The organism is Pseudactinotalea sp. HY158 (assembly GCF_009660225.1).
Taxonomy (GTDB): domain Bacteria; phylum Actinomycetota; class Actinomycetes; order Actinomycetales; family Beutenbergiaceae; genus HY158.
This window is the reverse complement of the sequence record NZ_CP045920.1, coordinates 959873-984442: the sequence shown is the minus strand read 5'-3', so window position 1 is coordinate 984442 and position 24570 is coordinate 959873. Positions and strand designations below refer to the sequence as shown.

Below are 24570 nucleotides of genomic sequence, written 5' to 3'. Positions count from 1 at the left end.
GAGGAGGGCGATGGCGCACCACCCTCGTACAGCCCTGGTGACCGAGCTGCCCGCCCCGCAGGCGCGTCGAGCCCGTCCGCTCGGGAGCGTCCTGCTCTCCCCGAGCGCGACGCTGCCGCCCCACGATCTGCTCGACCTGCAACGGCTCGTGGGCAATCGGGCCACCGCGGAGACCGCTCTGCCCGGCGGCCCGGTCGAGCACTCGTCGGCCGCGGGCACCACGCTGCCGGCGGCACTCACGGGGGCGGCCACAGAGCCGGCCACAGAGCCGGGTACAGCGGCACCGGAGGTGGACACCGATCCTGCTCAGGCTCAGCTACCTGAATCCGCCGGTTCCGTTGAATCCCCCGGTTCCGCCGGCTCCCTTGAATCCCCCGAATCCGCCGAATCCGCCGGTTCGCTCGAAGCCCTTGAACCCGCCGGTTCCACAGGTTCCGCAGGTACGACGGCGCCCGCCGCCGCGGACCAGGCGCCCGCGGCCGCCGGGGACACACTCGGCACCCGGGGCGGGCCGATCGGTTCCCGCGCCTCCGCCAGGGCTCCCGTTCCGGCCTCGGACCTGCGGGAGGGCCCGCCGCCGCACCCGGTGGGCACGGTCTCCTCCCAGGCGCTGACCGAGGAGACCATGGTCACGGCCGCCGACCTGGACGACGTGCTCGCCCAGGAATGGGGCACGCCCGGGAGCCCGGAACGGCAGGCGAAGGTCGCCGAGGCCTGGCAGCAGGCCGACGTGCTCGGCAGCGCCTGGACCGGCGCGAAGTCGAGCGCCGCGATGGGCGCCGCGACCCTCGTGGCCCAGAAGGCCGCCGCATTCGCCCTCCTCGAAGTCGGCCTGTCGCAGGGTGCCAAGATCGCCGGTCCGGTCGGGGCGATCGTCGGCGGCTACGGCGCGGTGCAGTCGCTCTGGGGAAAGACCATCGGGGGCGAGGGGATCAGTACCCACGAATGGGCCGGCTGGGACGGCGAGTACGGCGCCTGGGCCGACAACCTCGCCCTGATCAGCGACGTGCTCGCCCTCCTCGGGGACCTCGTGGGCACGATCGGCCTCGTCGCCGGCATCCTCGCGGGCGTGGGCCTGCTCGCCGTCGTGCCCGGCCTGCAATTCCTCGCTGCGCTCATCCCGCCGTCGCTCACCGTGCTCAAGGCGACCACGGTCGCCGGCCTATTCATCGGAGTCCTCCAGATCGCCGCGCAGGCCGCGGCCAGCGCCTGCCGCCGCCAGCACCTGCTCACGATGGAGCTGTCCGACGAGGCCGTCCTCATCGAACAGCAGCGACTCCTGAGCCAGGGGGTCACCGAGCTCGCGGGGGCCGCCGGCGGTGCCGTGGGCGGCGCAGTCGTCGACGCGTCGGGGCGGGCCTCCGACCGGGTCGGCAGGCACGTTCATGAGCGCATCGCGAACGTGCCGGTCCTGGCCGGCGGGGGCAATCCCGATCGGCTCATCGTCCGCAGGCAGGGTCTCTCCCCCGAACGCCTCGAGGGCATCCACCGTGTGGATGATGCATTCGGGCGTCCTGTGCGGCCGCTCACCGATATCGGCCGCGCCGCCGATGCGGCCCGGACGTCCCCCGACCGCTCGGTCCGCGGCTATCTGGAGGCATTCGATGAGGCGTTCGGTCGTGGGGAGCGCACGCGCACCTACGCGGCCGAGCAGGCCGCCCTCGGCCGGAGGGCGTCGACACGGGCGGCATCACGGGCGAAGGACGCGGCGGTGCAGGTCTACGAGAACCGCCGGGATCGGTCCGCGGCATCGGGACAACGCCTCGAGGCCTTCGAACACTCCCAGGAACTCGTCTCGCAGAGCCTGGCCGATCGTCGGGAGAGCAGGGTGGCCGCACGCGAACTCACCGGAGCTCGGGAACGCGAGCACGCCGCACGCGTCCGTGTCGAGGCCGGCGAAGCCGAGGTGGTCCGGATCGATCGCGAGATCGATGCCGTCTCGCAGTCGATGCCCGCCGACGCGGAGCGGATCGCAACCCTGGACGACCGGGCCGCCGTTCACCGGCTGATCGAGCTCCAGCGCACGCGCGACGATGCCGCAGGCAGGGTCACCCAGGCCCATGCCGATCTCGATGTCGCCTCACAGACGGTGAAGTCGACCCTCGACCGTCACCGGTCGTTGTCCGAGCGGGCAGACAGGCGTGCGGCCGAGGCACTGGCCACGCGCGACGAAATACTCCCCGGCCGGCACACGTCGACCTCGATCATCGACGGCTCCGCCGAACGTTCGCTCCGGGAGGCGCATGAGCAGAATCGTCAGGCCGAGGCGTCCGCCTTCCAGCCGGTCTCCCGCGCATTCCTCCACTATGAACAGGAGCGGAACCTGTTGCGCCGGCTCGATGAGACCACGGGCACGGCCGCGCGGGAGGAGGCCTCACGGTGGCAGACGTTCATCGATCTCGCCGGCCCACCCGTCTCGGGCGCGACCGGCGGCGCGACCGCCGCGACCAAGGCGCGCCAGGACGAGACACGCACCGAGGCGGCCCCTCTGCCCGACCTCCCGCCCACCGTGACCTCGGCCCACATCGACCAGCTTGCCGTGGCCACCACCGGCGCCGACGCACTCGCCCGCGAGAGTTCCGCCGACGCCGCCGACGCCGCCGACGCCCGCGCACGCTCGTCGGCGTCGCAGGCCCAACTCGAGGGCGTGGCCGCGGGACTCGATGCGGCGGCGGCGGACTCCGAACGGCTCGACGGCGCCCTGACCCATCGCGGTGAGGTCCGCACGCAGCTCGAGGCCCAGCACGAGGAGACCGCGGCGAAGGTCACGGAACCCACCGGCCGCTTCTCTGTGCTCGACTCGCTCGTCTCCCTCGTGCAGGACCTCCTCGGCTTCGGTGCCCAGCTGAACAATCCCGACCTACCGGAGCGGGTGCAGTCGGCGGGCCGCTCCCTCGGCGAGACCGGCACGGGCATCGAGGAGAGCTGGGGCACCACCCGGACTGCCTTCACCGACTACGACGCGGTCGGAGGCGCGCAGGAACGCACCAACGCGGCCGGGCGCGGCCGGCTCGAGGAGTCGCGGGACACCGTGCCGCGGACCCGCGCCGGCCTCACCGAATCGCAGGGCCGCGTCGCCGGGATGATCGCCGACGCCGCGGCCGCGACCGAGAGCGCCGACGCCGCCCACGGCCGATCCAGCACAACCGCCGCCGCGGCCGCCGCCCTCGGCGACGCCACCCACGCCCGGCACGAGTCCGCCGTCGCCGAGTACGATGCCTGGGGCCTCGCCCACGAGGCGGCGCGACAGGAGGCGACCGAGGCGCGCGTGCGCGACCTCGAGGAGGCCGGCTATGAGGTCACCGCGACCCCGGCGGGACGCTGACGTGGCCGACGACCCGTTCGCCCCCGTGATCGCCGCAATCGGCCGCGGGGACCTCACCGGCGCCGCGGGACTGGTGGAGCGGCTCCTCGCCGATCTGCCCGCCGACGCGCCACCCGAGTTGCGGGCACGCGCGCACCGCCTCGCGGCCACGTCGTGGCGCATGGCCGGGAACGGTCCGAGGGCACGGACGCACCTGGACGCCGCCCGCGCCGCGGATCCCGGCCCCGACCTGACCGCCGAACTCGACGAGGAGGCCCGAGCCGTGGCCGCCCTGCTCGCGAGTCACTCGAGTGACCCGGCCGCCGCCGCGGAGCTGCTCGATCGGCTCGCGGGCCGCCTCACCGACCATTTCGTCCATGCCGGTCCTGCCGGTCCTGCCGGTCCTGGCGGTCCAGGCGGTCACGGCGGCCCTGCCGATCAGCCGCCCCAGGTGCGCTCGCTCCTCGCGGCGGTCGAGGCACTCGGCCACGGCGACGTCGAGGCGGCCCTGGACCGGCTCGCCGACGCCTCCGACCACTCCCGCGCGGCGCAGGACGAGGTGACCTACGTCGTCGCCACGCTCACCTGGAGCGAACTCCTCGAGCAGGGCGGGAACCGGCTCGGCAGCTACGGCGTGCTGGCTCGGGCGATGGCGACGCTGCGCCGCGGAGTCGGTGCCGAGGCGGCCCGCGCCTCCCTCGACACCCTCGAGGGGGCGATGCGCGACCGGGGCGAGCGTTGGGGCCGCGAGGAGTTCGCCGAGGTCGCGCTCGAGTTCCGCCGCCGCCTCACTCCCCCAGGAACACCCGCCGATGGAGCGCCTTGATCTCCGCCTCCAGCTCGGGCACCGGCCCGCGCACCTCGATCCCGGGCGCGACCGCGCGAATCGGCAGCGGGGCCACCGGCGCCGCCTCCAGCCCCCACTCCGCGAGCCAGCCGGTGAACTGCTCGGCCGAGGCGACGTAGACGATCGGGCCGAGGCCGACCCACGCGTGCGCGGCCGAGCACATCGGGCAGTGCTCGCCGGAGGTGTAGACGCATGCCCCGGCGCGCTCGGCCGGGCTCAGGTTCTCGGCGGCCCAGCGGGCGAGGGCGAACTCCGGGTGGCGGGTGCGATCGCCACCCGCGATGCGGTTGCGGTCCTCGGCGCGCACCCGGCCCGCGGCGTCGACGAGCACGGAGCCGAAGGCCTCGTCGCCGGCCTCGGCGGCCTCGCGAGCCAGCTCGACGCAGCGGCGCAGATGGGTCAGGTCACGGCTGGAGAGGCTCATGGGGGCAGTCCACCACATGCCACTATGATCGGGCCCATGGTCTCTTCGGCGCGTCGGAGGAGGGTCCGCGCCGCAGCGGTCCTCCTGTGCCTGACGGTCGCGGGTTGCTCGGCGACATCCGCGCCCGAGCCGCCGCCCGCCGTCACGACTCTCGACCCGCCCACGGCCACGCGCACGCCCGAAGCAGCCGCGTCGTCCTCGATCGAACCGGACCTCGAGGCGATGGCGATCCCGCCGTGCGAGACCCTGCTGCCGATCGAGAAGGTGCGCTCGACGTTCGCGGACGACGCCGAGTACTTCGAGTCGGACTCGGGCGTGCCCCTGTCCGAGCGGATGCCGAGCCCCGAGGCGAACGCGGCGATGGCCCAGGCCACGCACGAGCTCGACTGCCTGTGGGGCCTGCCCGGAAGCGACGTCGGCTTCACGATCGACGTCGCGATCGTGCCGACCGGCGCCCTGGAGGAACTCGTGCCGACCCTGCACGCAGGCGGCTTCACGGAGGCGCCGCTCGGGGGCGGGCGCTCCTTCACCCACGCCCTCGACGACGACAGCGGCCTGTGGGTCACGGTCTACGCATTCGACGGCAACGCCTGGGTGACCTATATCGGCATGGGCCTGGCCGCCACCGCGGCCGGCCTCACCGCCGAGGTGCTCGCGAACCTCCAGGCGGCCAACCCGGGCCTGTGACCCGTGTATCCGTTGAACCTGTGGAATCTGTGGAATCTGTGGAATCGTCGGGATTGTCGGAGGGGTGGGTCACACTGGAACCCATGGAGTCCTTGACCACGCTACGCGGCTGGCTCGACACGCTCGAGGCGGACCAGCTGGCGCTCGTCCTCGAACGCCACGGGATCGAACGCACCGGCGCGCGCCTGCGCACCCTCGACGAACTCGCGATGCGCCTCGAGCATCCCGGCACGATGTGGCAGGCGCTCAGTCTGGCTCCGCTGCCGATCCTCGAAGTGGTCGAGGCGGTGAGCGCGCTCGGCGAGGCGGCGACCCTCGCCCGGCTCACCGAGCTGTTGGATCGGGCGCCCGCACCGCCGGTGTCGCATGAGCGGAGCGTGCGGCACTGGGTCGATGCGGCGGCCACCGCGGCGATGCTGTGGCTCGACGGCGACCGTGTCCGCCTCAATCCGGGCATCGATCAGGTGCTGCTCGCTCCCCTCTCGCTCGCCCAGCCCGCGCGCGCGACGATCGGGCAGCTCACGGCCGACGAGCTCCGGGCCGTGCTACGCGGGCAGGGCCTCGACACGCCGCCGCGCAAGGCCGAGCTGATGACCGCCGCGGGCGCGGCGTTCGGCCGGTTCGCCGACCTGCGCCGGCTCGCGGCCACCGCCCCGTCGACCGTGCTGACGACGCTGCACGAGGTGGTCGGCCGGCGGCTCGCGGGTGCGCAGCCGGCCCTGGCGCACCCCGAGGCGACCGAGCTGTCCGACATCGAGGACCTCACCGCGGGCTACTATGCCCGGTTCCAGGAGCTGAGCCGGTGGGCGACCGCGACCGGCCTGGCATTCACCGCGGGCTGGGGCTACGGTCTCACCCTGCCGAGCGAGGTGATCCTCGCGCTCGCGCCGCCGAGCTTCCATGCCCCGTTCCATCCCGAACCCCCCGCGCTCACGACCGTCGCTGCAGCGGCCGAGCAGACCGAACGCAGCGCCTCGGCCGCCTTGGCGCAGTTCCTCGGCGCGGCGATGGCGGTGCTCGAGGGACTCTCCCGCACCGGCCTCAAGCCCCTCAAGGCGGGCGGGGTCGGCTCCCGCGAGCTCACCCGGTTCGCGAAGGAGATCGGCACCGACGTGGCCACGGTGCGCCTCACCCTCGAGGTCGCCGCCGACATCGGCCTCATCGGCCTGCCGGAGCCGGGCCGCCTCACGACCAGCACACGGTTCGAGGAGTGGCGGCGCCGCCCCCCGCACGTGCGGGTGCTCGACATCGTGTTGGCGTGGGAGCGGCTCCCGACCCCGCCGACGTTGGCACGCGACGCCGACGACTCCTACCGGCCCGCCCTGCTCAGACACCGCGACGGCGCGGCGGGCCTCCTGGGGATCGAGCTGTGCCGGCACATGGCGCACCGAGCAGGGCGCGGCGCCGTCTCGATCGCGGACCTGGTCGACCTGTTCGCCTGGCACAATCCGACCGTCACGGTCTCGGCGGTGGACCTCGCGTGCAGCTGGAACGAGGCGCACCTGCTCGGGCTGCTCGCGGACGGCGCCCTCTCCTCACTCGGTGCCGCCATCACCGCGCAGGACCGGCCCGCCGCCCTCGCCCGACTCGAGGAGCTGCTGCCGGAAGAGAGCGGGCAGGTGCTGTTCGGCTCGGACCTGACCGTCGTGGTGCCGGGCAGCCCGGCCCCCGCGACGGTCGACGTGCTCGACCTCCTCGGCCGCCGCGAGGGCCACGGGGTGGCGAACACCTGGCGGCTGAGCGAGGGCTCGGTGCGGGATGCACTCGATGCGGGATACGTCGTCGAGGACCTGGTCGAGGCGCTGCGCTCCCTGTCGGAGAAGGCGCCGCCGCAGGCGATGGAGTACCTGCTGCGCGATGTCGCGCGCAAGCACGGGCGGCTGTCGGTCCGGCCCGCGGCCGCGGTGCTCACGTCCGAGGACGAGGGCCTCCTCGCCGAGGTCGCCGGCGAACGCCGGCTGCGTTCCCTCGGACTGACCATCGTGACGCCGACGGTGCTGGTCGCCACCGCGGACCCGGCCCGAGTGCTCAGCGGGTTGCGCGCGGCCGGGTATCTGCCGATCGAGCGCGAGGCGGACGGGGCGCCGGTGATGGAGATCCGTCGCCTCCGCGTGGCCGGCGGCGGGCGGGCGGGCACGGAGCCCGATCCTGGGCCCGATCCTGGGCCCGCTGAGGATCCCGACGGCGGGGACCTGACAGCGGAACTGGCCGGCATCGACGCCGGCCTGGCCGAGCTGCTGGCCGAGGCGCCCTCCGGACAGGCCCCTCGGCCCGACTCGGCCCACGAGACCGCGGTCGAGCTGGCGCGGCGGCTACTCTCCGGGGAGTCGGAGCCCGCGACACCGACGGCTCACGAGCAGGTTATCGCCGGCCTCGCGCGACGGCTCAACGAGGGCGAGGTACACGAGCTGGTCGACGCCGTCGCGACCAGCCGCCCCGTACTGCTGACCTACCGCTCGCAGCACGGATCGGTCACGAGTCGGGTCGTCTCGCGGCTGCAATTCTCGGGACCGCACCTCCTGGGCTATTGCCACACGAAGGAAGCGGAGCGCTACTTCCGGCTCGACCGGATCCTCGGCGTCGCCCCCGCGGGTTGAGCGGAGGCGACGGCGAATCCGGCCGAATCCGATGCGTTCAACGCGGTCCGGCGTCGTCGATCTACCGGTCGCGGGCCATCCGCAGGCGCCAGACCTCGGGGCCCTCCTCCTGGTAGGCGACCTCGATCGCGCCGGCGTAGCGCTGGGCGATCTGCGCGAGCAGCGGCAGCGGGTTGTGGTGCGCGATGAGGATCATCGCCGTCCCGGGCCGGAGGCCGTCGAGCGCGCCGAAGACGGTGGCATGGCGGATCGCGTGCGGGATGGTGCGCACGTCGAGTTCGGGCAGGGCCTCGTCCTCCTCCCCGCAGGTGCAGCCGCCGTGGCCGTGCCCATGGTCGGCCTGGCCGGAGACGTCGGCGATGGGGATGAGGTCGGCCTCATCCGGGCCATCGGCCTGGTTCTTGCGCATGATTCCCGGCACCTCGGGTTCGTCCGCCTCGGTGCCCTGCAGCAGCGTGACGAGGATGCGGGCACGGGTGACCGAGCGCACGGCGTGGTTTACGCGGGCGTCGATGTGCAGGATCCCGCCGAGCGGCAGCCGGGTCTTGGCACCGGCCGCCTCCACCACGACTTCGCCCGTGACCGTCTGGATGAGAATCGACCCCTTGGCGATGTGGTCCTCGAGCACGACGCCGGCGTCGAAGGCGATGCACATGAGCGTGATCCCGGGCCGCTTCGCCACCTCGTACACCCGCAGCCGCGCCTCCTCGATCGGGGTGGACGCGGCGAGCTCCTCCGCGCCGGGCACGAGCAGTTTCACTCCGGTCGAGGTCAGGGTGGTGGCGGTCATGTCGGTTCTCCTCACGTAGACGTGTTTCGGACCATAGACCTTTCGAAATTCCCGCGTGGGGGACCTTGGTCTCAGGCGCGCGTCGGCCGGCCTCCGTGTGCAGCTTGTTCCCGGCGACGTCGTTACGCCTCGGCGCGCTCGTTCCGACGCGGCTTGCGGAACGTCGTCGGCGTCACCGCCCCGCGGTCGGGCTCGAACACGCGGGTGATGAGTCGATCGACGTTCTCGCAGGAGAACCGCAACTCGTAGCGCCCGTCGTGCTGTCGCCCAGAGCGGACGGACCGGTGCAAGGACCACACAGGGTGGCCTGCCGGACTCTGAAGTGAGTCAGCCTGCTACTCCGTCATTCTCGCCTTGCGGATGCCAGGAGTTGCGCCGCTCACCGGCCGCCCATGTACCGGCCGATTCGTTGGCACTTCACCTGAGTCCCGTCGCATGGTTGACATCACCGCGACGTTCTGACTACCGTCCGTGATCAGCGCCACACGGCGTCACCCGTCCGCACAGTTGCGGTGACGATCCAGGATCCATTCCTGGGACAGGGAACCCTCACGGTCACGTCCCAGGAAGCGAGTAGAGCCATGGCTCATGATCTCTTGATCAAGAACGGTTATATCGTCATCGACTCCGCCACGGAGATTGCTGGCGGCTGGATCGCCGTCACCGATTCGCGTGTCTCGGCCTACGGCACCGGCGGCGGCGAGCCCGAGGCGTCACGCGTCGTCGACGCGCACGGACGACTCGTCACGCCGGGCCTGGTGAACACTCACCACCACATCTACCAGAACCTCACCCGGTCCTACGCGCCGGCGGTCAACGGCTCACTCTTCAACTGGCTCACGACGCTCTACCCGATCTGGGCCGCCATCGACGAGGAGGCCTCCTACCTCTCGACGGCCATCGGTCTCATCGAGCTCGCCATGGGCGGCTGCACCACGACGATGGATCACATGTACGTGCATCCGCGCCCCCACCTCATCGACGCCCAGGTGCAGGCCGGCCGCGAGATCGGGCTGCGGTTCATGCCGACACGCGGCTCCATGACGCGGTCGGTCGAGGACGGCGGGCTGCCTCCCGCCGAGGTCGTCCAGGATCCCGAGACGATCCTGATCGACAGCGAGCGCCTCATCGGCGCCTACCACGACGCCACTCCCGGTGCGATGACACGCATCGCCCTCGCACCGTGCTCACCGTTCAGCGTGACCGAGGACCTGATGAAGGCGACCGCCGAGTTGGCCGAGACACACGACGTGCGCCTCCACAGCCACCTCGCGGAGGACGAGGACGAGGACACGTTCTGCGCCGAGGTCTACGGCTGCCGCCCGGTCGAATACCTCGAGCGCGTCGGCTGGGCCACCCCCCGGACCTGGGTGGCCCATTTCATCTTCCCGAACGACGATGAGCAGCAACGCCTCGCCAACGCCGGAGTCGGGGTGGCCCACTGTCCGAGCAGCAACATGCTCATCGGCGGCGGCACCGCCGCCGTCCAGCACCTTCGCTCGATCGGCATGAACGTCGGAATAGGCACGGACGGGTCGGCCTCGACCGACCACGCCTCGATGTGGATGGAGGCGCGAAACGCGCTGCTGCTCGGACGGTACCGAGGCGGTCCCGCGGCGATGGCCGCTCGGGACGCATTGGACATCGCCACCCGCGGCGGCGCCGAATGCCTCGGCTGGGCCGATGAGATCGGGCACCTGCGCCGGGGAGCGTGCGCCGACCTCGTCGTGTGGGACACCCACCCCGTGGCCCTGGCCGGCGCGCTGAGCGACCCCGTCGAGGCGTGGCTGCGCTGCGGTCCCTCCCGGGCATTCCATACCGTCGTCAACGGAGACTTCATCGTCGAGAACGGTGAGCCGACCACCTCGGCACTCGATGACCTGCTGCGGCGCCACCGAGCCAAGGCCGCCGAGATCCAGCCCCGCTGATCTGCCTCAACCTCTTCAACCCATCTCTTCACGACGCTGCGCGTACGAGCGGTCCGGGCCAGGCATCGGAGCCGGCCCGGGCCCACATCTTCAACTCCCCTGGTGATCACCGACGATCCCCCTGCCCAAGGAGAAGACATGTCATCGCAAGAAGCCCCCGACCACGTGACCGAAGCCGAGAACACGCCGATCGCCGGAGACCAGGCGATCGAGGAGAACCTGCCCGTCGTCCGCACCCTCGGCCTCGGTGCCCAGCAGGTCCTCGTGTCGAATGCATGGCTCGACGCCATCTTCATCGCGAGCATCGCCGGGCTCACCACCGCCCTCGCGACGAACCTGCTCTCAGCGACGTTCATCGCCGCCGGAGTGGCGACCTTCGTGCAGACCCTGAAGCTGGTCCGCCTGCCGATTTTCGAGGGCCCTTCATCCGCGTTCTCGCCGCTCGCAATCGGCTACGCCAAGGCGGGCACGCTCGCCTCGGCGAGCACCGGCCTGATCATCGGCGCCGCATTGACGTTCCTGCTCGCCGTCACCGGCCTCCTCACCAAGTTCCGCGCGATCATGACGCGCCAGGTCACCGGCACGATCATCACCCTCGTGGGCTTCGCCCTCGCGGGGTACACCTTCATGCAGTTCTTCGGCATGCCCGGCACCAGCACATTCGGCACCGGTCCGACCCTCCTCATCGCGTGTCTGACCACCGCCATCGTGCTCACCGGCAGTGCGCTCGGCGGCAAGGTCAGGGCGTTCTCGTTCCTCATCGCACTGGCCGTCGGCGACATCCTCGCGGGCCTCTTCGGAATGTTGGACTTCTCGGCCGTCGGCGAGGTGGCGTGGCTGGCCTTCCCCACGCTCCTTCCCTACGGTGCCCTCTCGTTCGACCTCGGCATCACCGTGACGATGACGATCGTCTTCTTCGTGGCGGTGATCGAGGCGATCGGCATGTACGAAGCGACCGCCGCATTCACGGGAACGAAGCTCACGAATCGGCGCATCAATGCCGGCATCGCCGGTGAGGCCGGCGGCTCGATGCTGTCGGCTTTCTTCGGAGGCTTCGGCACCACCGCCTACGCCCAGAACCTCGGCGTCGTCCGCCTCACCGGGGTCGCGAGCCGACACGTCATGAGGTACGCGGCGATCATCATGATCGCCCTCGCGTTCTTTCCGAAGGTCGCAGCCGTTCTCGTGGCCACGCCCTCGGCCGTGATCGGGGGGATGTTCCTGCCCGCCGCAGCCACGGTCGTGCTCACCGGGATCGGCATGATCGCCCAGGAGCGCGGGAACATCACGCACAACCTCGTGGCCCCACTCGGCATCATGGCCGGGCTCGGGATCCCGGTGATCGCCGACGATCTCATCCCCGTGCTGCCGTCCATCCTCGCCGATCTCGTGCCGCACCAGATCATCGTGGGCACGATCGTGGTGATCTTCCTCGAGATCGTACTCGTCAAGATCCCCGGGGCGTTCACACGACGCCGCACCCGGGCCTCGGCCTGAGCCCCGACGCGCCCCGGCACAACGTGTCCCGGTCGCCGCCCTCGGTCCAGAGGACGTCACCTGTTCGAGGCGGGTCATGCGCGCACCCCGTTCGGGGACGTCGCCCTCCTTGACCTCCGCGAGATCCAAGACGCCCGACTGAACGTTCACAACACGGTGATACCGGGCAGGGGCACCGGATGGGGCGACGCGGGCTACGGCTGGCTCCCCTACGGCTACATCACCGACCACCTCGCCGAGGACTTCTGGGTCCTCACCGACGCCCGCTGGGTCGACACCGGCCAGTTCGACCAGTGAGGCCGGTGCGCCCGCGAGTAGGCGCCTGTCGGAGCACTCCCACGGAATCGGGAACTGCCGAGGGGCTATCGTCTCTGCCGTGAGCATGCCTACGGTGCACTTATGGCTACACCACGACCACGCACCTTATTGATCGCGCCGCTGGCCATCGGAGTCGTGCTACTTGCAGGCTGCAGCGACAACGGCTCCCCGTCGAATGAGGGAACCAGCCCGGGCACACCGTCGCCGGTTCCCGCCCAGACCACCGGATCCGACGACGAGACGTTCGGCTCGACGAGCTCCGGCAGCGACGACGAATGCTATGTGCATCTCTTCGACGCCAACGATTTCGACGAGACCGACGACAACTTCAAGCTCACCGAGCCCGGCAGGTACAAGGACCTCGCCGACCTGCCCGGCGCGGACCAGGACTGGACCGACGAGGCCGACAGCGCCAAAGTCGGCACAAGCGCCACCGTCACGATCTGGTCGGAGCCGAACTTCGAGGGTAAGGAGTCGACGCTGGACCCGAGTAGCGAGCACGCTGCCCTCGACCCGGAGCCCTCCTCGCTCGAACTCACCTGCTGACAGGACGGCGCAGTCTCCGAACGCCGTCGCCCCCGCCCGGGGCGAGGCCGCGTCGCCCTCACCGACCCGTCGCGAGCACCTGATCGACCCAGGCGTCGTCGTAGGCATCGAGGCGGAGGAACCCCTCCCCGGGGCCGGCGCTCCAGCTCATCTCGACGCCGGGATTGGTGAGCGTGACCCCGCCCGCCTCGATCTGCGGGCTGCCCTGCACGCCGAGGTCGCGAGCCGCGCGCCAATCGTCGTGCACGGCCTGGATCCCGGCGCCGGCCGCGAGGTCGGCGGCCAGCGCCCCACCGTGCACATCGGGGCATTCGCCGGCGACATCGAGGATGACCGACGTCAGGCTGATGCAGCGCGAGTGCCGGTAGAACGCCGCCCGCAGGGCCGCATCGAGCTGGTCGGCGGCCCGGTTCCCCGCCCGGGCGGCGGTGGCCCGCACTGCCGCCATCGCGGGAATCATGGTGACCGGGTAGGAGGCTGCCGGGCCCGACCACGGCCGCCATCCCAGGTCGGTGCGCAGTCCGGCGATACCGGCGACCTCGATGTCGAGCTCGGCCTTCGGCGTGGGCCGGGAGTTGAAGAGTTCGAGCGGGAAATTGCGGTGCTCGATGTCGAGCTCCCGCCCACGCTCCCGCGCCGCCCGCCGCAGCGTCGCCAACGCCAGCGTGGCCCACGGGCACCCGAGATCCGACCAGACCGTGAGCGTGGTGGTGGCCATGTCGACATCCCTTCGCCGCCGTCCCGGGCGCCTCCCGGGATCTCATCCACTCTCACACGGACCCGGCATCCCCGGCCAGGCCTCGGGCGGTGGTCCTCACCGGACGAGCCCGCGCCGGCGCCCCTCGTGCACGGCCCGGGAGCGGGAGTCGACGTCGAGCTTGGCGAAGATGTGCACGAGGTGGGTCTTGACGGTCGCCTCGGACACGAACAGGGCCTTGGCGATATCGCGATTCGACTCCCCGGTGGCCAGGTGCCGCAGCACCTCCCGCTCCCGGGCGGTGAGCTCGGGATGGGTCGAGCGCATGCCCCTCATCACCCGGGCGGCCAGGTCGGGCGCGAGGCTCGTCTCCCCGCGGGCCGCCGCCTCGATCGCGACGACGATCCGCTCGGGCGGCTCGCCCTTGCGCACGTAGCTCAGGGCCCCGGCCCGGATCGCGCCGAAGACGTCGGCGTCGGAGTCGAACGTGCTCAGCACGACGACGGCCGCCGGGTCCGGGAGCGCGCCGAGTGCCGCCGCGGTCGCGGCGCCGTCCATCCCCTCCCCGAGCCGCAGGTCGCACAGCGCGACGTCCGGGGCCAGGTGCCCCGCGAGCACGACCCCCTCCTCGCCGCTGCTCGCCTCGGCCACGACCTCGAGCCCGGCCGCCTCGAGCACGGCCCGCAGGCCGGCGCGCACGATCGGGTGATCGTCGATGAGCAGCACTCGGACGGTCATCGCGTGCTCCGTCCGTCGGGCAGGTACGCCGAGACGGCGCTGCCCTCGCCCGGGGTGCTCTCCACGTCCAACCCGCCGCCGAGCTCGCGCAGGCGGCCGCGCATGAAGCCCAGCCCGTAGCCGGTGCTCCCGCTCCGGTCCGCCCGTGGGCGGCCGGTGGCCGCGATATCGAAGCCCTCGCCGTCGTCGATCACGTCGAGCCGGATGAGGTCGCCCGCATCCACGAGCGTGAGGACGACGCGGCTCGCCTTCGCGTGTCGGCGCACGTTTCCCAGGGCCGACTGGGCGGTTCGCAGGAGCGCGACCTCGGCGCGGGCCTCGAGCACGGGCACCGAGTCGTCGACGTGCAGGCTCACGTCGATGCCGGTCTCGGCACCGAACCGTTCGACGAGCCGGGCGAGGGCTCCCGGGAGCGCCTGATCGGTCAGTTCCGAGGGGGTGAGCGCGGCGATGATGCGGCGAAGATCTTCGAGGTTGTCGCGGGCGAGGGACTCGATCTGGGCGAGGCCGCGGCCGGTGTCGGCCGCCGGTGCGCTGGTGGCCCGCGCGAGCAGGGAGATCGAGGAGAGGCCCTGGGCCACGGTGTCGTGGATGTCGCGGGCGAGTCGGGTGCGTTCGGCGATCCGGCCGGCGTGCCGCTGGGTCAGGGCGAGCTCGTCGTGCAGCGCGGCCATGTCCGCCTGGGCCTGTTCGAGTCGGAGCACGAGCTGCTCGCGGCGGCGGACGTCGTCCACCAGGGCCAGGTAGCCGCGCGAGATCCCGAGCGCGAACAGCCCGCCCACGAACGGACCGAAGACGCTCGCATAGGCGAGCTGCCCGTGATGCAGCACCGGGGCGAGCACGACGAGCGCGAACACCACCGCCGAGAACCCGACCGCCGCACGCAGCGCGAGGATCTGGCCGGCGAGGAGCCACAGCACGAACGCGATCCACATGAACTCACTGGAGACGGCGAGCATGCCGACCCACACGAGCGCGAGCACGGCCAGCCAGGCCGGGGTGGTGATGAGGTGTGGGCGACGCGCGATCACCGGGAACCAGTAGGCCAGGGTGAACGCGAGCGCGGCCACGACGATCAGCGGGAGGCTCGCGCCCTCGGTGCCGGCCCGGATCACGCCGATGACCACGAGCAGCCCGGTGAGCACGTGCTGGCCGGCGCGCATCCAGCGGATCGCGGCAGGCTGATCCGGCTCGGGTCGCCCGCCCCGGGCGGACGCTTCAGACACGGGCGGGGTGGTCCTCATGGGCATCTCTGGCCTGTGGGTACGGCCTCGGGTGATCCGAAGGCGCGTGGTGTCATGGCTGATACCATAGACCCATGGCCATGACTCTGCGGCTCTCGGATGCCGAGGCCGACGCGTTGCGTCGGCGGGCCGAGCGCGAATCCCGTTCGATGCAGGACGTCGCCCGGCAGGCGGTCCGAGAGTACGTGGAGCGCCGCAGCCGAGCCGAATTGCTCGACCAGGTTCTCGATCAGGAACTGCCGCGTTACACCGAGGCCCTGGACCGGCTCGGTCAGTGATCTACCTGACCCGGACCGAGTTGCTCCACGTGGCCGCACGGGTCCTGGGAGACGAGGTGCAGGTCCGCGACCATGGGCTCCTGCACGCAGCATCAGCACGACCACAGGCCACCTTCGGCGGAATCGACGCCTACCCCACGCTGGCGGAGAAGGCCGCTGCACTGCTCCATTCGCTGGCTCGCAATCACGCGTTGGTGGATGGAAACAAGCGGCTGGCTCTGGGCGCTACGATCGCGTTCCTCGGTCTCAACGGCAGTCGCCTCGCCCTGAGCAACGACGAGGCCTATGAGCTGGTGATGCGTGTCGCGGCCGGCGAAACGAACGACATCACGCAGATCGCGGGTCTGATCGCGTCCGGCTCCCAACCGTGGTGAGGCGTCGCATCGTCTGACCCCGGGCGGCCCGGCGGGCCGGGCTCGCCCCGGCCGCACCGGCCGTCGGAACCATGCGGACGCTTCAGACACGGGCGGGGTGGTCCACATGGGTCGTCTCCGGCTGGGTGTCGTCGGTCGTCGGGTCGGTCTCGGCCGGATTCCGGCCGGGCCACCACATCCGGTCCCCCAGGAGGGTGAACGTGGCCGGCACGACGATCGTACGCACGAGCACGGTGTCGATCACGACGCCCAGGCCGACGATGAGGCCGAGCTGTCCGAGCGTGACGAGCGGAAGCACCCCGAGTGCGGCGAAGACCCCCGCGAGCACGAGGCCGGCGCTGGTGATCACGGCGCCCGTCCCGGTGACCGCCGCGACGATGCCCTCCTTCGTGCCCTTCGTGCGGGCCTCCAGGCGGGCTCGATGCACGAGGAAGATCGTGTAGTCGATACCGAGGGCGACGAGGAACAGGAAGCTCAGCAGCGGCACCTGCAGGTCGAGCGCGTGCTGGTCGAGCAGGACCCGGCTGAGCCAGGCACCCGCGCCGATCGCCGCCGTGGCGCTGGCGATGTTGATCGCCAGCAGCAGGAACGGGGCGACGAGGGAGCGCAGGAGCACGATGAGCACGAGGAAGCTGACGGCCAGGATGAGCGGGGCGATGAGGAGCAGGTCCGACTGATTGCCGGCCCGGGCGTCCACGTCCGTGGCGATCTGCCCACCCACGAGGGCGCCCGCGCCGTCGATCGCTCCGACGCTCGCGCGCAGGTCCCGCACGAGCTCGAGGCTCGCCGGCTCCCCGGGGCCGGCCTCGCCGGTGACCACGATCTGGGTGAGCGTGCCGTCGGTGGACTCCTCCCCGATCCGGGCGCGGAGCACGCCGCCGGTGTCCTGCGCGGCCGTCAGCACGGCATCGGCGTGATCGGTGTCGGCCACGACGAGGATCGGCTGGGCGTTGCCGGCGTCGAAGTGGTCCCCGAGCACCTCGAGCCCGGTGGCCGAATCGGAGGCGACGCGGAACTTCTCGATCTGGGTCAGGCCGACCGAGGTGCCGAACAGGCCGGTGGCCATGATCCCGAGGACGGCGAGGCCGCCGACGAGCGCGGCCGCGGGACGCTTGGACACGCGCTCCGCCACCGCGTGCCAGACCCGGCCGATGCGAGGGGTGGTGCCGGGAGTGGGCACGACGGGCCAGAAGACGCGCCGGCCGCACATGGCCAGCACGGGCGGGAGCACGAGCAGCACGGCCGCGAGCGCCACGAGCAGTCCGACCGCCGCGGCGATCCCGAGGCCGCGGGTGCCGGGGATGACGGCGAGCGCGAGGGTCGACAGGGAGAGGATGACGGTGACGTTCGAGGCGAGGATCGCCGGCGCGGTGTGGCGCCAGGCCGCAGCGAGGGCCGCCCGGTGGTCGTCGTGGGTGTGCAGCTCCTCGCGGTAGCGGGAGATGAGCAGCAGGGCGTAGTTCGTGCCGGCCCCGAACACGAGCACGGAGATGATGCCGGCGTCGAACTGCAGATCGAACGCCGCACCGGCGACGTTCGTCAGGATGCTCGCGGCCCGGTCGGCGATCGCCACGACCACGAGCGGGATGAGCCAGAGCACCGGGGAGCGGTAGGTGACGATGAGCAGCGCCGCCACGATGAGGATCGTCACGGCGAGCAGGGTGATGTCCGCGCCGTCGAACGCCCCGGCGATATCGGCCCCGAAGGCGGGCCCGCCGGTCACGTAGGCGCGCAGGCCGGTGTCGGCGAGTGCCGCCTCGACGCGGGAGCGCAGGTCGTCGACGACGTCCGAGGTCTCGGTGTTCGTCTGCCCGACCTCGAGGGCGGTCGTGATCACGGCCGCCCGGCCGTCGTCGCTGACCATCGGGTCGCGCACGGAGTCGGCGACGCGCGCGCTGGGTGCGGTGTCGGCGAGCTCGGTGCTCAGCGCCGACAGGGCGTCCTCGTCGCCGGCGGTGAGGGCGGAGCCGTCGGCCCGTTCGGCCACGACGAGCACCGTGCCGAGGTCGGCGTCGGGGAACCGCGTGAGCAGCTGATCGACCCGGGCCGATTCCGAGTCCGCCGGGGCGGACTCGTTGCCCGCCGGGGCGGCGGCGGAGGAGAAGGCCCCGAAGATCAGGACGATGAGCACGAGCGCGATCCCCAGGGATACCCGGGAGCCGCGCCGCGAGGTGAGCGCGCGGGAGAGTCGTTGAGTGAGCATGGTTCCAGCCCACCAGGATCGCGGATCGGTTCCCTGACCGAAGCGGTCGATCCTGGACTCAACCTTTCGATGGAGAGGCCGGCGGATTCCCTGCGTTCGAATCCTGGGTGAGAGTCGGGACGTGGGGTGAGGAGGATGCCGGGAGCCGCCCCACCGGCTCTCGTCGGGCCGGTGGGCGGCTCACGAATGGCGCGCCGGCGAGGCCGCGTCAGTCGCGTAGCGCGTCAATGCAGTTCGCGAGGGCGTCGCGGAGGGCTCGGCGCTGCTCGTCCGTGAGGGTGCTGACCATCTGCCGTTCGATGGCGCCGATGCTCGCGGCCGCCTGATCGAGAAGCCGTCGCCCTTCCGGCGTGAGGACCGTCGGCAGGACCCGCCCGCTCGGAGGCGCCGCCGCGCGGTCGACGAGTCCACGATCATGAAGCCCGCGCAGGAGAGTGTTCATCGTCTGACGGGCGACGAACGCGCTCCGCGCAAGTTCCGAGTTCGATGCACCGGGGGCGTGGCTCAGCAGCTCCAGGCAGGCATACTGCGGGGTCGTGAGGCCGAGCGGACGCAGCGCCGCATCCATGCGGCCCCGGAGGACCGCCTGCGCCTCCTTGAGTCGATAACCGATCATCTCACCGAGACTGTCCCGACCGCGCTTCATGTAAGCATCCTGACATACTGTGCTAATGTCAGCATCCTGACATTCAATCGATCGGAAGGAACTCTCATGACTGTGACCGGACCCGACTTCGTCGCCCTGCAGGTGCGCGACCTCGAACGATCCGCCGCCTTCTACGAGACTCGGCTCGGCCTGCGCCGGGCCGCAGCCGCCCCTCCCGGCGCGGTCGTATTCGCCACGAGCCCCATCCCGTTCGCGGTGCGCGAGCCCCTGCCCGGCGTGGATCTCGACCAGACACCACGCCCCGGCCTCGGGGTCGCACTCTGGGTGCACTGCGACCAGGTGCAGCGGCTTCACGACACCCTCGCTGCGGCAGGCACCCCGATCCTGCGGGCACCGGAGCCCGGGCCGTTCGGCCTGTCGTTCACCTTCGCCGACCCCGACGGGTACACCCTGACGGTGCACGGCGAGGCCTGAACTTCGCTCACAGGGCGCCGATCGGACCGCGGGAGCGTCTGTGCGGCGACTGCAATGATGCATAGGCTGTAAGCATGTCGGAATCGATCACGACCGCCCCGCCCGAGGGGCTGCGCGAACGCAAGAAGCAGGACACCCGCCGGTCGTTGCGCCATGCCGCGATGGAGCTCGCCCTCGAACGGGGGCTCGAGAACGTGACGGTCGACGAGATCGCCGAGGCGGCCGACGTCTCCCCGCGCACGTTCTTCAACTACTTCGCGAGCAAGGAGGACGCGCTCATCGATCACACCGACGCCGTGGCCGCCGAGTTGCATGCGGCGATCCTCGCCCGTCCCGAGGGCGAGCCTCCCCTCGAGTCCCTGCGACACGCCCTCGCCCAGAGCGAGGTGCTCCGGGGCGCCCACGTGCACCGCGACCGCACCCTCGCCCGGCAGCGGCTCATCCACGCCCACCCCTCGCTCCTGGCACGTCAGCTCGGGCAGGCCGCGGCGCTCGAGGCGGCCATCGCGGCGGCCCTCGCCGAGCGCATGCACCTCGACCCGACCTCCGATCCGACCCCGCAGCTCCTCGGCGCCCTCGCCGGCAGCGTCCTGCGCGTCTCCCTGCGTCGCTGGATCACCGGCGACGCGCGCCTCGACGATCTCGTCGAGGAGTCCTTCACGATCCTGCGCACCCGCCTCGGCGGCACGATCCCCTGACCGGTCGCCCCGCAACCGGCCCGCGGCAACCGAGCAACCGCCGTCGCAACACCGATCCTTCGAATACGAGGACCACCCCGAACACAGCTCTCTCCCCGGGAGGTCGACCCCGTGGCCACGCGCACCGCGCTCACCCCGCACTCAGCCGGCTCGACGAACACGACGAACACGACAGGCACGGTCCGGACCGGGCCGCCTGCGGCCGGAGCACCCGGCCCGCTGCCCCGCCGCAAGCTCATCGTCATCTTCGTCGGCCTCATCCTCGGCATCCTCATGGCCGCCCTGGATCAGACGATCGTCGCCACCGCGCTGCCCACGATCGCGGCCGATCTCAACGGCCTCGAGCAGATCTCCTGGATCATCACGATCTATCTGCTCGGCCAGACCATCGCGATGCCCATCTACGGCCGGGTCGGCGACCTCATCGGCCGGCGCAACGCGTTCCACGTCGCGATCGTCATCTTCCTCGCGGGCTCGGTCGTCGCGGGCCTGTCCCAGGACATGGGGATGCTCATCGCGTGCCGGGCGGTCCAGGGCATCGGGGCCGGCGGCCTCATGATCGGCGCCCAGACGATCATGGCCGAGATCGTCTCCGCCCGCGAGCGCGGCAAGTACATGTCGATCATGGGCCCGATGATCGGGGTGGCCACGGTGCTCGGCCCGCTCCTGGGCGGCTACCTGACCGAGCACGCGAGCTGGCGGTGGATCTTCTACATCAACGTTCCCATCGGTATCGCGGCCCTCGTCGTCACGTCGCTCTCCCTCCACCTGCCGCGCCCCCAGCGCCGGCGCCGGGTCGACTACAGCGGCATGGTGCTCATGGCGGGCGCCGTCGCCTGCCTCGTGCTGCTGCTCACCTGGGGCGGGCGACGGTACGAGTGGACCTCGCCGCAGATCGTCGCACTCGGCATCGGGGTGCTCGCGCTCACGCCGCTGTGGCTGTGGGTGGAGAGCCGCGCCGCCGAGCCGATCCTGCCGCTGCGACTGTTCCGTAACGGCGTGTTCCGCGTCAACGTGGTGCTCGCGTTCCTGCTCGGCGTGGCGATGTTCGGCGCCGTGAGCTACCTGCCCACGTACCTGCAACTCTCGCTCGGCGCGAGCGCCACCACCTCCGGGCTGCTCATGCTGCCGCTCATGGGCGGCCTCATGGCGGCCGCCGTGACCACCGGCCAGCTCATCACCCGCACCGGGCGCTACAAGGTCTTCCCCATCCTCGGCACGAGCGTCGCCGCCGTGGGGATGTTCCTGCTCTCGCGCATGGACGCCGGCACCTCGCGTCTTCAGTCGAGCGTCTTCATGGTCGTGCTCGGGTTGGGCATCGGGTTCATCATGCCCACCCTGGTCCTCGTGGTTCAGAACGCCGTCTCCCGTCCGGAGGTCGGCGCGGCCACGGCCGGGGTGAACTTCTTCCGCCAGATCGGCGCGTCCGTGGGCACCGCGCTCATCGGATCCCTGTTCGTCTCCCGCCTCGGCGATCGGCTCGCGCTCAACCTGCCGCCGGACGCGGCGGCCCACCTGAACCAGGCCGGGGAGCAGGGCGGAAGCCTCACCCCCGACCAGCTCGCCCAGCTGCCGGAACCGATCGCCCACGCCGTCGTGGTCTCCTACGCCGAGGCCCTCATCCCGCTCTACTTCTACCTCGTGCCGCTCCTCGTGCTCGGCCTCGTGGTCGCCTGCTTCCTCGAGGAGAAGCCGCTCACCACGAGCGTCGGCGGGCGCCCCGCACCGGGCTCCCCCCATCCAGGCGGGGCGCACGCGGATCCCGGCGCCGCGCCGGACGCCCGGCCCGCCTCCCACCGCGGCGCCGCGCGCCCGCCCACCGGAGGCCCGCGGAGCCCACGGAGCACCCCGAGCCACCCGAGCCGCCCGAGCCACCCGGCGATTCGATCGCACCCGAGCACCCCGAGCGACCCGAGCACCCCGAGCACGGGCCGGCGGGAGGCGAGCGGCGTCGTCCATAGGCTCCGGCGCAGGCCCGACTCGGACCCGGCTCAGGCAGGCTCAGGCAGGCTCAGGCAGGCTCAGGCAGGCTCAGGCAGGCTCAGGCAGGCTCAGGCAGGCTCAGCGCGAGTTCAGGCGCGGGCCGGGCGACCGCCCGAGGCGAACCCGTGGAAGCCCAGGTAGGCGATCGCGGCGAGCACCACGAGCCCGGAGGAGAGCACGAACATCGTGGCGAATCCCGTGGCCCCGCCGACGAGGCCGAGCAGCACCGGGCCCACGCCGGAGCCGGTGTCGAGCAGGAGGAAGAACGTCGAGGTGGCCACGCCCACGCGCGGCGGCGGCACCTGGTCGACGAGGATCGCCTGCATCGTGGGCAGCAGGCACCCGAAGCCGAGCCCGATGAGCACGCCGGCGGCCGCGATGAGCGCCGTCGTGGTGGCCAGGCCCACGAGCACCATGCCGGCCGCGAAGCAGCCGAACACCGGTATCGCCACGATGTTGTCGCCGAGGCGGTCCTGGATCCGCCCCGCGAACAGCCGCGCGAACAGCGAGGCCACGGCGTAGGACACGAAGAACACGCTCGAGGCGGCGGGGATGCCGAGGTCCGCGGTGTGCACGGCGATGAAGCTGAGCACGGAGGCGAACGCGAGCCCGGCGAGCAGCATGACCAGGCCGAGGCGCAGCCCGCCGCGATCGATGAACGAGGAGAGCCGCATCGACCACTTGAGACGGCGCTCCTCCGGGCTCGGCTCCCGCTCGGGCACGGTGAAGAAGCACGCGGCCACGAGGGTGGCCCCGGCGCAGGCGGTCGCGACCAGGAACACGCTGGTGAAGCCGTAGTTCTCGCCGAGCCACACGGCCAGGAAGGGACCGACGGCGGTCGACAGGGTCGTGGCGGTGGCGAAGTAGCCGTTGCCCTCGGCGCGCTTCCCGGGTGGGATGACCGCCTGCACCGAGGCGACCAGTGCCGTGTTGCCGGCGCCGAACGCGAGCCCGTGCACGAGCCGCACCGCGATGAGCACGCCCAGGTCGGTCACCGGGATGTAGGCGAGGCAGGCGAGCACATAGGCGATCATCGTGAGCACGAGCAGGCGCCGCCGGCCCACGAAGTCGAGGTATTTGCCGGAGAGCAGTCGGCCCACGACCGAGCCGATGATGAAGCCGGAGGCCGCCAGCCCGGCGAGGGATTCGGACGCCTGGAACTCCGCCACGGCGTAGCCCGCCATCGAGGTGAGCAGCAGGTAGAACACGCTCGACATGAACAGGTTGACCGCGATCGCGACGAGGAACTCCTTCGACCACAGCGTCCGCTCGGTCACGCCCTGCTCCTCCTCGCCTCGGTGTCGCCGCCGGCCGCGCCGCTCCCGGGCCGGCTCGCGCGTCCGGCCGGTACCGGTCGTCGAGTTTAGTCCCGCGGGATCCCTTCGGCCGCATCGGGGGCGGGCGATGAGCACCGCGGCGCGGTGGCGGCCCGTGTTCATGGAAGAATGCCGTAGCGACACGGCAGACGGGAGTCACAGGTGAGCAGGTCGGACGACGTCCGTGTCCGAGATCGCTCCCCCCTCCCGTTGATCGTCATCGGCCTGGTCGCCGGACTGTTCTCGGGCCTGTTCGGGGTCGGCGGCGGCACCGTGATCCTGCCGCTGCTCGTGCTGTGGCTCGGCTTCGACCAGCGGCTCGGCGCCGGGACCTCGCTCGCGGCGATCGTGCCCGCGGCGAGCATCGGGGTGATCTCCTACGCGGTCACGGACGCGGTGGCGTGGCTGCCGGCCCTCGTGCTCGCCGTCGGCGCCGCGATCGGCGCACAGGTCGGCACCGCGCTGTTGCCCCGGATCTCCCAGCAGGCACTGCGGTGGGGCTTCGTGGCCTTCCTCGTGGTGGTGATCGTCGGGCTCTTCCTCGTGGTCCCCACACGCGGGTCGGGATTCGACCTGGGCTGGGGCAGCGGCCTGGGCCTCGGCGGCCTCGGGCTCCTCACCGGCGTCGTCTCCGGGCTCATCGGGGTGGGTGGCGGGGTGATCATCGTTCCGGCGCTCATGTTCGCCTTCGGCATGAGCGACCTCGTCGCCCGCGGCACCTCCCTGCTCGTGATGATCCCGACCGCCGCCTCGGGGCTGCTGGGCAATCTTCGCCGCCGCAACGTCGACCTGCGTGCGGCCGCCTTCGTGGGTGTCTCGGCCTGCACCACGACCGCCCTGGGCGCCTGGCTGGCCACGCGCATCGACCCGTTCGTCGGAAACCTGCTCTTCGCCGGCTATCTCGCGCTCATCGCCGTCCAGATGTCCGCCCGGGCGCTCACGGAGCGCAGGCGCCGCCGGTGACGGACCGCACGGCGCATGGACGACGGAGCTCACCTCTCCCGGCGGGCTCGACGAACC

General features: G+C 71.7%; 22 protein-coding genes. 14 read left to right on the top strand and 8 right to left on the bottom strand.

Translation table 11 applies throughout. From position 1 onward, the window contains the following. The first annotated feature begins 10 nt into the window (after positions 1-10). Both GCE65_RS04350 and GCE65_RS04345 read left to right on the top strand, forming a co-directional pair. Entirely contained in the window at positions 11-3325 is a 3315-nt protein-coding gene (locus tag GCE65_RS04350) for a hypothetical protein (RefSeq protein ID WP_228760218.1), read from the top strand. After that, on the top strand, positions 3294-4130 hold the full coding sequence (locus GCE65_RS04345; protein ID WP_153877505.1) for a hypothetical protein: 837 nt from the start codon (positions 3294-3296) through the stop codon (positions 4128-4130). Before GCE65_RS04350 ends, GCE65_RS04345 begins: the two co-directional genes overlap by 32 nt. Here GCE65_RS04345 and GCE65_RS04340 read toward each other — a convergent pair. Further along, the gene (locus GCE65_RS04340) at positions 4093-4575 is read right to left on the bottom strand and encodes a nucleoside deaminase (protein WP_152817591.1); all 483 of its coding nucleotides are present in this window, start codon (positions 4573-4575) and stop codon (positions 4093-4095) included. The genes GCE65_RS04345 and GCE65_RS04340 overlap by 38 nt on opposite strands. Positions 4576-4611: 36 nt before the next feature. Between GCE65_RS04340 and GCE65_RS04335 the strand changes: the two genes are divergently transcribed. Both GCE65_RS04335 and GCE65_RS04330 read left to right on the top strand, forming a co-directional pair. Further along, the gene (locus GCE65_RS04335) at positions 4612-5262 is read left to right on the top strand and encodes a hypothetical protein (protein WP_152817590.1); all 651 of its coding nucleotides are present in this window, start codon (positions 4612-4614) and stop codon (positions 5260-5262) included. Positions 5263-5345: 83 nt separating this feature from the next. Next, entirely contained in the window at positions 5346-7859 is a 2514-nt protein-coding gene (locus tag GCE65_RS04330) for a helicase-associated domain-containing protein (RefSeq protein ID WP_153877504.1), read from the top strand. A 61-nt stretch (positions 7860-7920) separates the two neighbouring features. Here the strand turns inward: GCE65_RS04330 and GCE65_RS17005 are convergent, their stop codons facing one another. After that, complete coding sequence (locus tag GCE65_RS17005; protein WP_153877503.1) at positions 7921-8649, bottom strand: DUF2249 domain-containing protein; 729 nt, start codon at positions 8647-8649, stop codon at positions 7921-7923. 581 nt (positions 8650-9230) lie between these two features. Between GCE65_RS17005 and GCE65_RS04320 the strand changes: the two genes are divergently transcribed. From GCE65_RS04320 to GCE65_RS04305, 4 genes are all read left to right on the top strand, one after another. Then, entirely contained in the window at positions 9231-10577 is a 1347-nt protein-coding gene (locus GCE65_RS04320) for an 8-oxoguanine deaminase (protein ID WP_153877502.1), read from the top strand. 138 nt (positions 10578-10715) lie between these two features. Then, complete coding sequence (locus GCE65_RS04315; RefSeq protein WP_153877501.1) at positions 10716-12074, top strand: uracil-xanthine permease family protein; 1359 nt, start codon at positions 10716-10718, stop codon at positions 12072-12074. A 156-nt stretch (positions 12075-12230) separates the two neighbouring features. Further along, complete coding sequence (locus GCE65_RS04310) at positions 12231-12371, top strand: hypothetical protein (protein WP_153877500.1); 141 nt, start codon at positions 12231-12233, stop codon at positions 12369-12371. 102 nt (positions 12372-12473) lie between these two features. Then, positions 12474-12938, top strand: a complete 465-nt coding sequence (locus GCE65_RS04305) for a hypothetical protein (RefSeq protein ID WP_152817581.1) — start codon at positions 12474-12476, stop codon at positions 12936-12938. A 58-nt stretch (positions 12939-12996) separates the two neighbouring features. Here GCE65_RS04305 and GCE65_RS04300 read toward each other — a convergent pair whose 3' ends face one another. The 3 genes from GCE65_RS04300 to GCE65_RS04290 form a co-directional block, all read right to left on the bottom strand. Next, positions 12997-13656 carry a DsbA family protein gene (locus GCE65_RS04300; RefSeq protein ID WP_153877499.1) on the bottom strand — a complete coding sequence of 220 codons (660 nt, stop codon included), beginning with the start codon at positions 13654-13656 and terminating at the stop codon, positions 12997-12999. A gap of 96 nt (positions 13657-13752) precedes the next feature. Beyond that, a complete protein-coding gene (locus tag GCE65_RS04295) occupies positions 13753-14373 on the bottom strand; it encodes a response regulator transcription factor (RefSeq protein ID WP_152817579.1) in 621 nt (206 codons plus the stop codon). Then, positions 14370-15599: a sensor histidine kinase gene (locus tag GCE65_RS04290; RefSeq protein WP_228760110.1), complete on the bottom strand. Its 1230-nt coding sequence runs from the start codon at positions 15597-15599 to the stop codon at positions 14370-14372. Before GCE65_RS04290 ends, GCE65_RS04295 begins: the two co-directional genes overlap by 4 nt. 92 nt (positions 15600-15691) lie before the next feature. Between GCE65_RS04290 and GCE65_RS04285 the strand changes: the two genes are divergently transcribed. Continuing rightward, positions 15692-15895: a ribbon-helix-helix protein, CopG family gene (locus GCE65_RS04285; RefSeq protein ID WP_194164885.1), complete on the top strand. Its 204-nt coding sequence runs from the start codon at positions 15692-15694 to the stop codon at positions 15893-15895. Continuing rightward, positions 15892-16269, top strand: a complete 378-nt coding sequence (locus tag GCE65_RS04280; RefSeq protein ID WP_153877498.1) for a type II toxin-antitoxin system death-on-curing family toxin — start codon at positions 15892-15894, stop codon at positions 16267-16269. The genes GCE65_RS04285 and GCE65_RS04280 overlap by 4 nt, the downstream gene beginning before the upstream one ends. Before the next feature lie 82 nt (positions 16270-16351). Here GCE65_RS04280 and GCE65_RS04275 read toward each other — a convergent pair whose 3' ends face one another. Then, a complete protein-coding gene (locus tag GCE65_RS04275; protein WP_153877497.1) occupies positions 16352-18472 on the bottom strand; it encodes an MMPL family transporter in 2121 nt (706 codons plus the stop codon). Positions 18473-18680: 208 nt separating this feature from the next. Beyond that, positions 18681-19118: a MarR family winged helix-turn-helix transcriptional regulator gene (locus GCE65_RS04270; RefSeq protein ID WP_153877496.1), complete on the bottom strand. Its 438-nt coding sequence runs from the start codon at positions 19116-19118 to the stop codon at positions 18681-18683. A gap of 66 nt (positions 19119-19184) precedes the next feature. Between GCE65_RS04270 and GCE65_RS04265 the strand changes: the two genes are divergently transcribed. The 3 genes from GCE65_RS04265 (at position 19185) to GCE65_RS04255 (ending at position 22375) form a co-directional block, all read left to right on the top strand. Continuing rightward, a complete protein-coding gene (locus GCE65_RS04265; protein ID WP_153877495.1) occupies positions 19185-19553 on the top strand; it encodes a VOC family protein in 369 nt (122 codons plus the stop codon). Between the two features lie 74 nt (positions 19554-19627). Then, complete coding sequence (locus GCE65_RS04260; protein WP_153877494.1) at positions 19628-20251, top strand: TetR/AcrR family transcriptional regulator; 624 nt, start codon at positions 19628-19630, stop codon at positions 20249-20251. A 111-nt stretch (positions 20252-20362) separates the two neighbouring features. Further along, the gene (locus tag GCE65_RS04255; protein ID WP_153877493.1) at positions 20363-22375 is read left to right on the top strand and encodes an MDR family MFS transporter; all 2013 of its coding nucleotides are present in this window, start codon (positions 20363-20365) and stop codon (positions 22373-22375) included. On the opposite strand, the gene GCE65_RS04250 is transcribed toward GCE65_RS04255, so the two are convergent. Continuing rightward, entirely contained in the window at positions 22324-23673 is a 1350-nt protein-coding gene (locus GCE65_RS04250) for an MFS transporter (RefSeq protein ID WP_228760109.1), read from the bottom strand. The genes GCE65_RS04255 and GCE65_RS04250 overlap by 52 nt on opposite strands. 39 nt (positions 23674-23712) lie before the next feature. Between GCE65_RS04250 and GCE65_RS04245 the strand changes: the two genes are divergently transcribed. Further along, a complete protein-coding gene (locus tag GCE65_RS04245; protein ID WP_153877492.1) occupies positions 23713-24513 on the top strand; it encodes a sulfite exporter TauE/SafE family protein in 801 nt (266 codons plus the stop codon). Positions 24514-24570 lie beyond the last annotated feature (57 nt).